At 45.5% G+C, this 13,482-nt stretch carries 16 protein-coding genes; 13 read left to right on the top strand and 3 right to left on the bottom strand.

Annotation, left to right across the window (positions count from 1 at the left end):
* Positions 1-16: 16 nt before the first annotated feature.
* Positions 17-670: a hypothetical protein gene (locus ACYVE4_RS15330; protein ID WP_461041033.1), complete on the bottom strand. Its 654-nt coding sequence runs from the start codon at positions 668-670 to the stop codon at positions 17-19.
* A 244-nt stretch (positions 671-914) separates the two neighbouring features.
* Here ACYVE4_RS15330 and ACYVE4_RS15335 point away from each other — a divergent pair, with 244 nt between their 5' ends.
* From ACYVE4_RS15335 to ACYVE4_RS15350, 4 genes are all read left to right on the top strand, one after another.
* A complete protein-coding gene (locus ACYVE4_RS15335) occupies positions 915-1,712 on the top strand; it encodes a HipA family kinase (protein WP_461041034.1) in 798 nt (265 codons plus the stop codon).
* Positions 1,690-2,073 (top strand): DUF3037 domain-containing protein, encoded by a 384-nt coding sequence (locus ACYVE4_RS15340; RefSeq protein WP_461041035.1) that lies wholly within the window; start codon positions 1,690-1,692, stop codon positions 2,071-2,073. The genes ACYVE4_RS15335 and ACYVE4_RS15340 overlap by 23 nt, the downstream gene beginning before the upstream one ends.
* A 176-nt stretch (positions 2,074-2,249) precedes the next feature.
* Positions 2,250-3,548, top strand: a complete 1,299-nt coding sequence (locus tag ACYVE4_RS15345; protein ID WP_461041036.1) for a serine hydrolase — start codon at positions 2,250-2,252, stop codon at positions 3,546-3,548.
* Between the two features lie 36 nt (positions 3,549-3,584).
* Positions 3,585-4,901 (top strand): serine hydrolase domain-containing protein, encoded by a 1,317-nt coding sequence (locus ACYVE4_RS15350; RefSeq protein ID WP_461041037.1) that lies wholly within the window; start codon positions 3,585-3,587, stop codon positions 4,899-4,901.
* 156 nt (positions 4,902-5,057) lie between these two features.
* On the opposite strand, the gene ACYVE4_RS15355 is transcribed toward ACYVE4_RS15350, so the two are convergent.
* The gene (locus ACYVE4_RS15355) at positions 5,058-5,501 is read right to left on the bottom strand and encodes a YybH family protein (protein ID WP_461041038.1); all 444 of its coding nucleotides are present in this window, start codon (positions 5,499-5,501) and stop codon (positions 5,058-5,060) included.
* Between the two features lie 99 nt (positions 5,502-5,600).
* Between ACYVE4_RS15355 and ACYVE4_RS15360 the strand changes: the two genes are divergently transcribed.
* From ACYVE4_RS15360 to ACYVE4_RS15400, 9 genes are all read left to right on the top strand, one after another.
* Positions 5,601-6,104 (top strand): hypothetical protein, encoded by a 504-nt coding sequence (locus ACYVE4_RS15360; RefSeq protein WP_461041039.1) that lies wholly within the window; start codon positions 5,601-5,603, stop codon positions 6,102-6,104.
* On the top strand, positions 6,065-6,430 hold the full coding sequence (locus ACYVE4_RS15365) for a LytR/AlgR family response regulator transcription factor (RefSeq protein ID WP_461041040.1): 366 nt from the start codon (positions 6,065-6,067) through the stop codon (positions 6,428-6,430). Before ACYVE4_RS15360 ends, ACYVE4_RS15365 begins: the two co-directional genes overlap by 40 nt.
* Before the next feature lie 59 nt (positions 6,431-6,489).
* Complete coding sequence (locus ACYVE4_RS15370; protein ID WP_461041041.1) at positions 6,490-8,679, top strand: alpha-galactosidase; 2,190 nt, start codon at positions 6,490-6,492, stop codon at positions 8,677-8,679.
* Between the two features lie 12 nt (positions 8,680-8,691).
* Positions 8,692-9,060 (top strand): VOC family protein, encoded by a 369-nt coding sequence (locus tag ACYVE4_RS15375; protein WP_461041042.1) that lies wholly within the window; start codon positions 8,692-8,694, stop codon positions 9,058-9,060.
* A 63-nt stretch (positions 9,061-9,123) separates the two neighbouring features.
* Complete coding sequence (locus tag ACYVE4_RS15380) at positions 9,124-9,870, top strand: hypothetical protein (RefSeq protein WP_461041043.1); 747 nt, start codon at positions 9,124-9,126, stop codon at positions 9,868-9,870.
* Between the two features lie 24 nt (positions 9,871-9,894).
* On the top strand, positions 9,895-10,362 hold the full coding sequence (locus tag ACYVE4_RS15385; protein ID WP_461041044.1) for a hypothetical protein: 468 nt from the start codon (positions 9,895-9,897) through the stop codon (positions 10,360-10,362).
* A gap of 69 nt (positions 10,363-10,431) precedes the next feature.
* Entirely contained in the window at positions 10,432-11,772 is a 1,341-nt protein-coding gene (gene xylA, locus ACYVE4_RS15390) for a xylose isomerase (protein ID WP_461041045.1), read from the top strand.
* 60 nt (positions 11,773-11,832) lie between these two features.
* The gene (locus ACYVE4_RS15395) at positions 11,833-12,051 is read left to right on the top strand and encodes a PLDc N-terminal domain-containing protein (RefSeq protein ID WP_461041046.1); all 219 of its coding nucleotides are present in this window, start codon (positions 11,833-11,835) and stop codon (positions 12,049-12,051) included.
* Positions 12,048-12,521 carry a hypothetical protein gene (locus ACYVE4_RS15400; protein ID WP_461041047.1) on the top strand — a complete coding sequence of 158 codons (474 nt, stop codon included), beginning with the start codon at positions 12,048-12,050 and terminating at the stop codon, positions 12,519-12,521. Before ACYVE4_RS15395 ends, ACYVE4_RS15400 begins: the two co-directional genes overlap by 4 nt.
* A gap of 127 nt (positions 12,522-12,648) precedes the next feature.
* On the opposite strand, the gene ACYVE4_RS15405 is transcribed toward ACYVE4_RS15400, so the two are convergent.
* Complete coding sequence (locus ACYVE4_RS15405) at positions 12,649-13,464, bottom strand: enoyl-CoA hydratase-related protein (RefSeq protein ID WP_461041048.1); 816 nt, start codon at positions 13,462-13,464, stop codon at positions 12,649-12,651.
* Positions 13,465-13,482 lie beyond the last annotated feature (18 nt).

Raw genomic sequence — 13,482 nt, forward strand, 5'->3', positions numbered from 1 at the left:
TTTAGGAGCGGGTATTTTATCGACCAGCTATTTTCTGCTCAATCAAGTACGTCATTAATCGGGTGGCTGAGTCAATAACGGGACCTGCCATTGGGTCATTCTGAAAAACACTAAACGGCCCTTGTCCGAAATACAATCCGTCCGAAACCAGGAATGACAATTTTACCATTCCTTCCTCTGGAAAGGTCGTGCGTTCCTGATCCCAGGGGCCAATTCGATTAACCACATTCAGACTATCTGAAAGCAGTTGCCCAATCAATTGATCTGACTGATTCGTTTGAGTTTCCCAAACTAGCAAACTTTCTACGTGATTAATGTATCGGCAAGTACCGTCGCTGTAAGCAGCCAACACATCAAGTCCGTCTTCTAAAGCCACTTCGATAATGACGCCTAAAAGTACTTTGGCTGGTATCGGAAAGCCTTTTGCTAACAGCCAGTTATAAGCCAGTATCCGCTGCCGTGTCTCTAGCGTTTCATCCGTTGCCATCCGGGTCAATTCACTCGGATCAGGTGTATCGGAAAGCAGCACATTCCAGGGATAATCGGTTGATTGGCTCGATGACTTGTATAGTTCAATATTATCGCAAAACAGCAGTCCATAAATTGTATTCAGCCCTTCACTAGTATACGGTTTGATTAACTTTCCGGAAGACAGATAGATTGAGTTCATTGTAGTTGTGTTTTCGGTTTAGTGCTACGAGTAAATTGACTATGACAAAGGTAGAGTCGGCAAAATCCTCTACCTTGACGAAATGAACAACTGGTGTACATGACTTGATAGCTGACGAAAACAGGGTAATTGTTGGCTCAATGCGAAAGAAAGATTCAGGCTCTGTGGGCACATCAATCATTTTTTCTCAAAAATTACTCCTAAATTTCCCGGCTACTACCTGATCTCTATTGCGCCATATTCTGTGCTAACTAATCCGCCCGAACTCCGCAGTGTTAACGTAATTCGCTACGTCACGCCTTTGCGTGAAGGCGGTTCGCTCCCCGCGCTGGTGGAGGCCGATGATGATTTTTTATATGTACTGAAGTTTCGTGGAGCGGGTCAGGGAACAAAAGCCCTGATCGCCGAATTGATTGCTGGCGAAATCGCCCGAAAGCTGGGCCTGCGTATACCAGAACTCGTATTTGTCAATCTCGATGTTGCCTTTGGTCGCAGCGAACCCGATGAAGAAATCCAGGACTTACTTCGGGCTAGTGAAGGCCTGAATCTTGGCCTGCATTACCTGTCCGGCGCCATTACTTTCGATCCTATTCTAAACACGATCAGCGCCCGATTAGCGTCGGAAATTGTCTGGCTGGATGCGTTTGTGATGAACGTAGATCGTACGGTCCGGAATACGAATATGTTGATGTGGCACAAGGAGTTATGGCTGATCGATCACGGCGCTTCGCTTTACGTACATCATACGGGGCCTACCTGGCCTGAGCTAAGTCGTCGGCCTTTTACCCAAATTAAAGACCATGTGCTCCTGCCTCAAGCTACCGAACTCGATGCCGTTGATGCCGATTTTCGCCAACGACTTACTGCGGAACAAATTCAGGCTATTGTCTCGTTAGTGCCCGATGATTGGCTAATGCATAACGGTTCATCAGAATCAGCGTCCGAGCAGCGGCAGGTATATGCCCGGTTTTTAATCGATCGACTAGGGTCATCCGAAATTTTTGTCCACGAAGCGCAACATGCCAGAAAAGCACTTGTTTGAGTACGCTATTATCCGGGTTGTCCCCTGCGTTGAACGACAGGAATTTCTGAACGTTGGCGTTATCCTATATTGTCGATCACAGGGCTTTTTACAGACCCGTTTCCAATTGATCGAGAGCCGATTACACGCTTTTTCAACAGAAGTCGATATTCAGGAATTAACCGAACGCCTTAGGGCATTCGAGCGGATTTGCGCAGGTAAAGCACAGGGCGGCCCAATTGGTAAGTTGACGATTGCAGAGCGTTTCCGCTGGCTTACGTCTACACGAAGTACCGTTGTCCAAACGTCACCTGTTCACCCCGGCCTTTGCATAGAAGCGGGCGAAACGCTTGATCGGCTTTTTACGCAACTGGTTTTATAATTTTCACAAAGGCACCATAGCTTGTGAATACATACTGCTAACAAGTATTTTGTCATTCTGAACGTAGTGAAGAATCTCAAACTTTCCTAACAGGAGACTCTGAGATTCTTCACTACGTTCAGAATGACAAAAAAGCACTGAGTTTTAGGTTTAAACAGGTCCTGTATGTCGACTATATGAAACTAATAACCAATCACTTTATCTTACTTTTCACTCTCTGTTCATCCCTGCCAACTTACGCCCAACCCCGAACAGACAGCTTTTTAATTAATTTATTTGCTGGTAACAAAATCCCTATTTTTCAAGAGGTTATTAAGCATCCCGATCAATATCGGCTACAAATTATTTATACACAGATCAATCGGGACAAGGCCAACAAACCTTCGTTCAGGAATTACTATTTCCGGGTTGATAGTACGGAATATTTCAATCCAGCATCGACTGTAAAACTGCCTTTAGCACTCTTATCACTGGAAAAACTGAATCGGTTGAATAAACCGGGCGTGACTAAGTATACACGCATGCAATTCGACAGTACGTACAGCAAACAAACCAGGGAATGGAAAGATAGTACAGCTAAAAATGGCTTTCCGTCGATTGCTCATTTTATTAAAAAGGCGTTTCTGGTAAGCGAAAATGATCCGTATAGCCGTATGTATGAGTTCGTTGGACAAAGCGAAATCAATCGATCTCTCCACGCGAAAGGATATGTAGATACGCGCATTACGCATCGCTTTGTGCGTATGACTGCCGATGAAAACCGGCACACGAATCCGATTCGATTTATTCAGGAAGATGGTAAGTTGATCTATAGGCAACCCCCAGCCTTTAATCAGGACCCGTTCGATTTTCGGCGCGAAGCCAGGCTTGGGAAAGGCTATTACGTGCGCGATAGCCTGGTTCACGAACCGTTCAATTTTACCGAACGAAACAAGTTTCCGCTGGAAGCTTTTCAACAGATTTTGCAATCCGTTCTGTTTCCGGAATCGGTTTCGCCTAAACAGCGATTTACACTGACCGCCGACGATTATACGCTTGTCTATCAATACCTTTCGCAGTATCCCAGTGAAACGAATTATCCCAAATACGATGCGAAACAGTATTACGATAGTTACGTAAAATTCTTTTTCATGGATAGCCTGCATCACCAGATGCCAGCCAACTTACGGGTGTTCAATAAGGTAGGCTGGGCATACGGTTTTCTAACGGATGCATCGTATGTTGTTGATTTCAATAACAAGGTAGAGTATATGCTCACCGCAACGATTTACGTCAATAGCGACGGAATTTTAAACGATGATAAATATGAGTACGACAGCGTCGGTCATCCTTTTATGTACCAATTGGGACAAACCATTTATCAGTACGAACTAGGTCGCAAACGGCCGAATGTCCCTGATCTGAGTACGTTTAAACTGACGTACGAAAAACGCGTAAACGATGGCCGACCAACGGTGAAAAATGTCGATAATTGATAATCATTAACTAGCATCTCTCCTACCTTTAATCGTATGTTTTTCAAGCAAATCTTCCGCTCATTATTGCTGGCTGCGACGACGACCCTGGCGATATATGCCCAAACAGGAACCAAGCAAAATCCTCCCCTTTTAACTACTGCATCGCCTGAGTCCGCCGGTTTCTACTCCGAACGGCTCAATAAACTCGATGGACTTATTCAATCGTACATCGACAAAGGGGCGTTTCCGGGCGTATCAGCGATTGTGGTGCGCAACGGCAAAATTGTGTATCACAAAGCGTTCGGAAAATCGGACCTCGACACGGATAAACCATTGGCAAAAGATGCTATTTATCGCATTGCCTCGCAGACGAAGGCCATTACGTCGCTGGCCGTAATGATGCTTCATGAAGAAGGGAAAATCATGCTCGACGACCCAATCAGCAAATACATTCCTGAATTCGCCAAACCTGTTGTTCTCGACAAATTCAATGAGAAAGACAGTACGTACACGACTATCCCCGCCAAACGGGAAATTACGGTTCGTCACCTGCTTACGCATATGTCGGGCATCAACTATAATGTAATTGCCAGCGATCCACGAATGCGAGCGATTTATACGAAAGCGGGGGGTATTCCAGATGCGTTTGTCACGCAGAATTACACACTTGCTGAGATGGTAAAAAAGCTTGCCAAACAGCCACTAACTCACCAACCTGGCGAAAAGTGGACGTATGGCTTGAGCATCGATGTACTGGGTTATCTGGTCGAAGTCGTATCTGGACAAACGCTGGCGCAGTTTTTTGACAAGCGAATTTTTGAGCCGCTGGGCATGAAAGACACTTATTTCTACCTTCCCGATGCCAAGAAAGATCGACTCGTTCGGTTGTATTCGGAAAACAAAGAGAAAAAACTGGTAAAAGCCAGCACGGCATCCCTACCCGTTGATCCTGACTACCCGATTGTGGGTGCTAAAACGTACTATTCGGGCGGTGGGGGTCTGTCTAGTACGGCCTACGACTACGCCATTTTCCTACAAATGCTGCTCAACGATGGCGTTTATAATGGCAAGCGTTTTCTTAGCCGTAAATCAATCGAGCTGTTTACCCAAAGTGATCAAACCGGCACGCTGTTTCCAGAACCCGGTAACTATTTCAGTTTAGGCTTTCGCGTTATCGGCGAAAAAGGTCATGCCAATGATCTGAACAGCGTCGGTACGTTTGCATGGGGTGGCGCTTTTAGTACGCACTACATCGCCGATCCCAAAGAAAAAATCGCCATCGTACTCATGAAACAGATGTGGGGAACTTCCTTAGGTGGCGAACTTGATAGAAAATTTGACGTAATGGTTTATCAGGCGTTGGACGATTAATATACGTGCTATTTTAGCTTAGTTGTCATGCTGAGGCACGAAGCATCTTAAAGTTTCCTAACCTAAGAACCAGGCTAACTTAAGATGCTTCGTGCCTCCATGACAAAATAAGCTACTTCACGACAATTAACTTCCCATCGGCATAGGTTTGCGTAGTCAGTGCGGCAATTTCCATTGGCCCGATTGCTTTTGTAACACAACGACATCGCTGCCTTTATAAAGACCAGCCGGTAATTCCCAATTACTCGTTTGGCTAACCCAGGCCATATTCCCCTGCACATGAATCCGAAAATCAGAAAGGCTGTATTTGCCTTTAAAATCGTTCGGGTCGTTTTTCATGTGAGCCCCAACCATATTGTCATGGCCTCCCAGCCATGTGCCATAATTACCTTCAGCCGTATGAACCTGATAAAACAGGTCCGGCGACTTAATAAAATAGGCAGCAAAACCATTCAGATCGCGTTTACTGAAAGCGTCAAAAGACGTAGTCAGAACCTTTTGAATTGCGGCTTCTTCACCAGATCTCTGAGCGAACGTAACGGTTGTTGATGTTGTCAGTGAAGCAACAATCAGGAGCATCGAAAGCAAAATCGTTTTCATTGGTTTACGTGTTTTTTGTGTTAAGAGATTGAACATCCAGGTCATCCGGAAATCGAAACGAAGGTGTTAGCACACTAAATCCCGTACCACTACCTCCGGATGAAGTGCAGAAAAGACTATGTAGATGACGGCATTTTTACGGGAATTGCTTCGCTCAAAAATCCGGCTATTAATCCGGCCAAAACTGCCATTCGCAGGAAATCAATAGGCTTCGTGGAGGTAATTGACGATATTCGAAGGGCTATTTACCGGCCTGTCGATGAAAGGTTTACGCTGTTAATTGCTGTTTTACTGCTCAGTCGGCTATCTATTTGCCAACCCATAATGCTCTATGGTCAGCCCGTAGCAAAGCAGGAAATCGACATCAGTCGGCAGACTTGGTTTTACGAAGATCCAGCCAACGATACACTTCAAACGCTGGCTTCTGTTCGCCGACAACATTTTATTCCCCTGTCCGTCACTCCACACGGTGAACTCATCAAATCGACACGGATTGTCTGGCTTCGCTTTCAGCTCGTAAAACCCATCCGACGGACACGCTACATCTCTGATATGAGCCGGGTATGCACAACATCAATACGCTGTATGATTCCCAGCGTTTAGCCGAAAAGATTGCGGTTCCTTATCAACAAGGAGTGATTTTTCTGCCAGTTGGTGAAATTATCTACTGCGAATCCGATAGTAACTACACCAAAGTTATTACTACCCAAAATCGTCAGTATCTGCTTACGCGTACGCTATGTGAGGTTCAGGAGGTATTGGAAGAACGGAATTTTCTACGCATTCACCGTCAATACGTTATCAACCCCGACCAGATTAAGCTGTTTATGAAAGGCAAAGGCAGCTACGTAGTCATGACGAATGAAGTTAGCATTCCTGTGGCTCGCAATCAGAAAGAAAAATTGGTACAGCGATTTGGTTGGCTGTAAACGAAGGAATTCCGTAAGTTGGCAAGCGAATTTCTTTGCCAACTCACGGCTTCTCTAACATGAATCGATTTTACTGGGCCATTCTTTGTTACCTACTGACTTATAACGGCTTTTGCCAGATTCAATCACTCCCTGTTTATAAACTGACTGCGGCCAAAGCGGATTGGTTGATTACGCCCATTGCACAAAAAGCGGGCGTTTTTCAGGCAAATGGTGGTAAAGATATTGTGCTGTCGAACGGTTTAGTCAGTCGTCGCTTTCGGGTTACGCCCAATTTGGCAACGGTCGATTACCAGAATCTGACAACGGGCGAACAATTTATCCGTTCAATACGTCCCGAAGCTATGGTCGCTCTGAATGGCAAAACGTATTGCGTCGGCGGCTTATATGGCCAGCGGGAACACGCCTATCTCCAGGAAGAATGGCTCGATCGATTTACTGCCAATCCAGCTGATTTTCTATTTAAGTCATTTAGTATTTCGCCCCTGAAATCGCACGTAAACTGGCAGTCACGCACTTGGGCGATGAATAAACAGCAACCTACAGGCCAGGAACTTACGCTGCTATTTAGTTCTAGTTTGCCCGAATTGCAGGGAATTGATGTAACTGTGCATTATGCGCTTTATGATGGCATTCCTACGCTTTGCAAATGGGTTTCCATTCAGAATAATACGAAGCAATCTTTTCATATCAATCAGGTTATCAACGAGATTCTCGCAACACCAGAAGAAGAATCGGCGGTCGTTGGGAAACCCGATCAGATGAAGAAACCACAGCGGATTTACATCGAAAACAACTTCGCGTTCAACAATGCCATGCGGTACGATTTATCCGATCAGGCAACGCATTGGAAGACCGATTCGCTCTACACGTCGCAGGTCAATTACAATTACGAAACGCCTTGCTTGCTGGAAATATACCCAACACTGGGCGTTGGAATCGATCTGGAGCCGACAAAAACCTATACATCTATTCGCAGTTTTGAACTGCTACTAGATTCCTACGACCGCGAACGGAACGGTCTAGCCCGTCGGCAGTTCTACCGTACGGTTACGCCCTGGACGACGCAAAATCCCATATTTATGCACTTGGTAAGTACCGATCCAGCAACGGTAAAAAATGTGATTGACCAGTGCGCAGAAACAGGTTATGAGATGGTGATTCTGAGTTTCGGCAGTAAACTGAATATGGAAGATACCAGTGAGGCAAATATCCAGAAATTCAAAGCCTTGGCCGATTATGCGCATAGCAAAGGGATTCTGTTAGGTGGATATTCTCTATTCAGCAGCCGTCGGATTGACGATGAAAATGATGTGATTGACCCTAAAACCGGCCTACCTGATAAAGGTGCTTTTTTCGGTCATGCACCTTGCTTAGCCAGTCGGTGGGGTGTCAATTACCTCAATAGCCTAAAGAAATTTATTACCGAAACCGGCTTCGATTTACTCGAACACGACGGTCCTTACCCCGGCGATGTCTGTGCATCGACCAAACATCCCGGACATAAAGGATTGGACGATTCGCAGTGGGTGCAGATGGAAATGCAGAAGGGCTTCTACCGATTCCTGGCCGAAAAAGGTGTGTATATCAACGCTCCCGACTGGTATTTCATGGATGGCACAAACAAGATTGCTTTGGGCTATCGGGAAGTCAATTTCTCACTCTCTCGCGAGCAACAGAAAATCCTGAATCGGCAGAATATTTTCGACGGAACCTGGGAGAAAACGCCAGCTATGGGCTGGGGATTCGTACCGCTTACCAAGTATCAGGGCGGTGGACCAGAAGCTGTATTAGAACCACTTAGTGAGCACCTACGTGATTACGAGCAACTCATGATGCAATACTACGGAGCGGGTGTACAGGCTTGCTATCGAGGACCACGTTTATACGACACAGAAACCACCAAACAAACTGTAAAGCGAGTAATTGACTGGTATAAGAAGTACCGAACTATCCTTAACTCCGATTTGATTCATCTCCGACGAGCCGATGGACGCGACTGGGATGGCTTCATGCACATAGCTACTCACCTGAAAGAAAAAGGATTGGTAATGCTTTTTAACCCACTAAAAACAAAAATCACCCGAACTATAAAGTTGCCTTTGTATTATACCGGACTTCGCGAAACAGCCCAAATTCGGCAGGGCGATAGCCCTGCAAAAGCGTACCGTCTCAATCGAAATTACGAAATTGAATTAACTGTAGAACTGGAACCAGAAAGCTACGGTTGGTGGGTCATTGAACAGTAAAATCATAGAAATATGTCACTCAAACATTTAAATCTGGCCGTGCCTGATGTGGCACGAACCAAAGCCTTTTTCGAAACCTATTTTGGCTTTACTTGTGAGGAAGTCAAAGGCGATAACGTCATTGCTATTCTGGAAGATAAGGATGGTTTTATTCTTTCGATCAGCAATTTCAAGAAAGACGTAATTCCTGAATACCCAGCTGATTTTCACGTCGGTTTTGTGCAGGAAACGCCCGAGCAAGTCAGAGCTGTTTACGAAATCATGAAAGCAGATGGCGTCGAAGTGGGTAAAGAGCCGCATCACTACGGTGGTCGGGGAACGTTTTCCTTTTATGTAGAAGCGCCCGGAAAAATATTGATCGAGGTATTGTGTGAAATATAATTTATAGTAGATTTCGTCTACAAAATAGTCTATTGCCCTGTATCTACTCAAAAGAATAACACGATGAAATACGTCACTTTTCTTCTCGTTTCGGCGGTTTTATTAGCCAGTTGCTCTCCTAAAGTTCAGGTTGTTACGTTACGCGGTTCGAATCTCCATCCGGCCGAGGAAGGTCTGGTCATGGATAATGACACGCTGACTCTACGCTATAATTTCGCCAGCGAACGTGGCCTTATGCACCTCACGCTAGTTAACAAGCTCAACAAACCACTCTATATCGACTGGAAACGCTCTTCGTTTATCATTGGCCAGGAAAAAGTAGACTATTGGTACGACGTAGCCGATGTCAATTTTGAAGGAACAACGCTTCGTTATAATCGGTATCGATCGTCTACGTCATTCAATGGTCAAATTGCCAAAGAAGACCGGATTAGCTTTATTCCACCACAAACAAAACTCGACAAGAAGCAATTTGTGATAGTCCCGTCTGGAACGGTTAGGCTCACAGGCCAATTTAAAACGGAACAGGAACCATCAAAATCAACCGATAGCAAGAAGCCAGTGGATGTCAATATCTACACGTATCAAGCAAACGAATCTCCGTTGACCTTCCGTAATTACCTGACACTATCGACAGACAAAGATTTCAAAACAGAATTCAATATCGATACAAAGTTCTGGGCTTCTGATGTAAAAGTGCTTCCCCGCGATCAGATATTAACGCAAAAAAGTACGGGAGACTATAACTATGTTATCCCCGTCCCTTTTAAGCAGGCTGACGGCTTTTATATCCCACTACCAACTCAATAATATTTATCCAATAATTCCTCTTTTATGAACCCAGTCTTCGCTAAACTTAATTACAAAGCACAGCCGGAAATTGCTGTGCTAAACGCTCCCGACGAGTTCTTACCAATTATGGACGAGATGCGTCCTCTTGCCACAATTATCACAGATCCACAGCAGATTCAGGTGGGCAGTTTTGCCATAGCGTTTGTAAAAACACAGCAGGAAGTTGATAGTGTTAGTCAGATTCTGGCCGAGAAAGTTCAGGGCGACGGTGTATTGTGGCTTACCTACCCAAAAGGTTCGTCGAAGAAATATAAATGTGATTTTAACCGGGATACTGGCTGGGCTTCTTTGGGTAAACTAGGTTTTGAACCCGTCAGAATGGTAGCCATTGATAACGATTGGAGTGCATTGCGATTTCGACGGGTGGAATACGTAAAAAAGATGACCCGCCAGGAAAGTGGAGCGATTTCGGATCAGGGAAAAGCAAAGGTTCGCCGAGAAGCTAGTTAATGGCATTGGCTGGCAAGTAAGCAGGAATTACTTTTGACTTTCTCAAACGGTACTATTTCAACTATTCTCATGTCCGATACGAAGCTTACCCTCGGCCAAAAAACGTATTTCCCCTTTCTGGAAAAACCTGTTCAATATGAAGGCCGTGAGTCCGATAATCCGCTGGCGTTTAAATTTTACGATGCCAACCGACTCATTCTTGGCAAACCCATGAAAGATCTGTTCCGGTTTGCAACGGCCTACTGGCACACCTTCTGTGGCACCGGCGCTGATCCATTTGGTCCAGGCGTAAAACATTTCCCCTGGGATGCCAACCCCGACCGACTCGCTGCGGCCCACGATAAAATGGATGCTGCGTTCGAGTTCATCACCAAAATAGGTATGGAGTTCTACTGCTTCCACGATGTGGATGTAGCGCCGGAAGGGAATTCAAATGCGGAGTTTGAGAAAAATTTCCGGGCCATTGTCGATTATGCGAAGCAAAAACAAGCCGCCAGTGGTGTCAAACTGTTGTGGGGAACGGCCAATCTGTTTTCGCACGAGCGATACATGAACGGTGCCAGCACGAATCCAGATTTCCACGTATTGGCTCACGGCGGCTGGCAGGTCAAAAACGCGATAGATGCGACGATTGAATTAGGTGGTTCGGGCTATACATTCTGGGGAGGTCGCGAAGGGTACATGTCGCTGCTGAACACGAACATGAAACGTGAAACCGAACACTTGGGTAAATTCCTACAAATCAGCCGCGATTATGCTCGTAAACAAGGTTTCAAAGGTGCGTTCTACATCGAACCGAAGCCAATGGAGCCTAGTAAGCATCAATATGATTTCGATGCTGCAACCGTAGTTGGTTTCTTAAACCAGTACGGTTTACAGGATGATTTTGAATTAAACATCGAAACTAACCATGCCACGCTGGCCAATCATACATTCGCCCATGAATTGCAGGTAGCCGCTGATCACAACATGCTCGGAAGCATCGACGCGAACCGGGGCGATTACCAGAACGGCTGGGATACTGACCAGTTTCCTGTTGATGTATACGAACTAACAGAAGCGATGCTGGTCATTCTGGAAGCGGGTGGATTGAAATCAGGCGGTGTCAATTTCGACGCAAAAACCCGCCGGAATTCAACAGATCTGGAAGACATCTTTATCGCCCACATTGGCGGAATGGATACGTTTGCCCGCGCTGCGATTGCGGCCGAAGCTATTCTGGCTAAATCGCAGTACAAAAAACTTCGCGCTGATCGGTACGCCAGTTACGATTCAGGCGAAGGTGCACGGTTCGAGAAAGGCGAACTCACTCTCGAAGATCTCCGGGAATATGCGTTGACCAATGGTGAGCCGAAGCAGATCAGTGGTAAACAGGAACTATACGAAATGATTGTAAATCAGTATATTTAGCAGCATTCAGACCTAAAAGGTTTTAGAAACCTTTTAGGTCTATTGAAATTGACGTAGGCTATGCATGCATTCATAGGTATAGGCGCTATCGAACTGATAGTTATCTTAGCGGTTGGTGGCCTATTATTTTTATTACCCATTATCGCCCTTGTCGACGTTATTCGTAGTGAATTTCGAGGATCGAACGATAAGCTAATTTGGGTCATTGTTATTCTCTTTCTGAATCTGATCGGCGCTATACTTTACTTTTTTATCGGTCGTAATCAACGCATCTCATGAAGCACCTATCGTTGGCCATTGCACTTTTTTTTGCACTTCCGACGTTCGCCCAATCCAACGCAAACGACGAAACAGCGGTTAAAACAACCATTAATATGTTTTTTGATGGGATGCGTAAGGCCGATTCAACGCAGGTAAAAAACACCGTTTTACCGGGTGCTACTTTGCAGTCAGTTGCTAAAAATAAGGAAGGTGTAGTTTCAGTACGGAACGATGACATAAGCAAGTTCACGGCCTCTGTTACAAAATATCCAGCCTTTACACTCGATGAGCGCCTATCTGGCATGGAAATAAAAATCGACGCTGAGCTAGCCACGGCCTGGACACCTTATGTTTTTTACCTGAAAGATCAGAAAAGCCATTGTGGCGTCAATGCCTTTACACTCGTTAAGGTGAATGGTAATTGGAAAATTCAGAACATCATCGACACCCGCCGAAAAGAAAACTGCCCGGATTTGCCAAAAAATTAGTCGATAGTGACTAACAACGATTTCCAAAGTCTGTGTCCTCACAGGCCGCAAACTCGGATGATAATTGCTGGCTGACGCAAATGGGTCTGTGAGGACACAGACTTTGGATGTAACTATCAACTATTGGCTATCCTCTCCATTCCGGCTTTCGTTTTTCCAGAAATGCCGCCATACCTTCCTTGGCATCGGCTGTTTGTTGAAGCTGCTGAAACTGATCGTATAAAAAAGCCTGTTGCTGATCCGGCAACAGGCTTTTTAATTGCTGGTAAGCTCGTAAACCTGCCTGCATAGCTGTAGGCGAATAGCTTTTCAGTTCATCGATCAATTGCTGAACGGCTGTATCCAGCTCATTTAAAGGAACAACGCTTGTTACCAAACCTAATTTGAGCGCTTCCATAGCCGTAATCGTTCGGGCGCGTAGACAAAGGTCAAGGGCCGCACGAGCGGGCATACTGTCGAGTAGAAGCGCTAATACCTGAAATGGAAACAAGCCTCGTTTTACTTCTGGCAATGTCGCCGTGGCAGATTCGGCCGCTACTACATACGTGCTCCCTCCTACTAATAAAAAACCTCCTGCATAGACTGGCCCCTGCATACGGGCAATGCAAGGTTTGTGCAAAGCTGACATTAGTTCTCCCAATCGAACTGGCCCCGATGGCTCGGGGATGGTAGCCTTCTCATTATCGCCCGTCGATAAACTTTTCAGATCCATCCCTGCGCAAAACGTATCGCCCGCAGCGGCTAAAACTACTAACCAAACGTCTGATTTATAGTGTGCATACGCTAGTACAAACGCCAGTTCTGCGAGCATTGGGGCATTGAGTGCGTTCTTCTTCTCCGGCCGATTCAACGTGATCGTCAGCACATGATCGTCGAAGGAAGTAAGCAGGTAATGGAACCCATTTTCAGGTAATTGAGCGGCTTGTTCGGCAGTGTATAGCATAGCTGAAAGGTACGGAAA

The organism is Spirosoma harenae, from assembly GCF_054776975.1.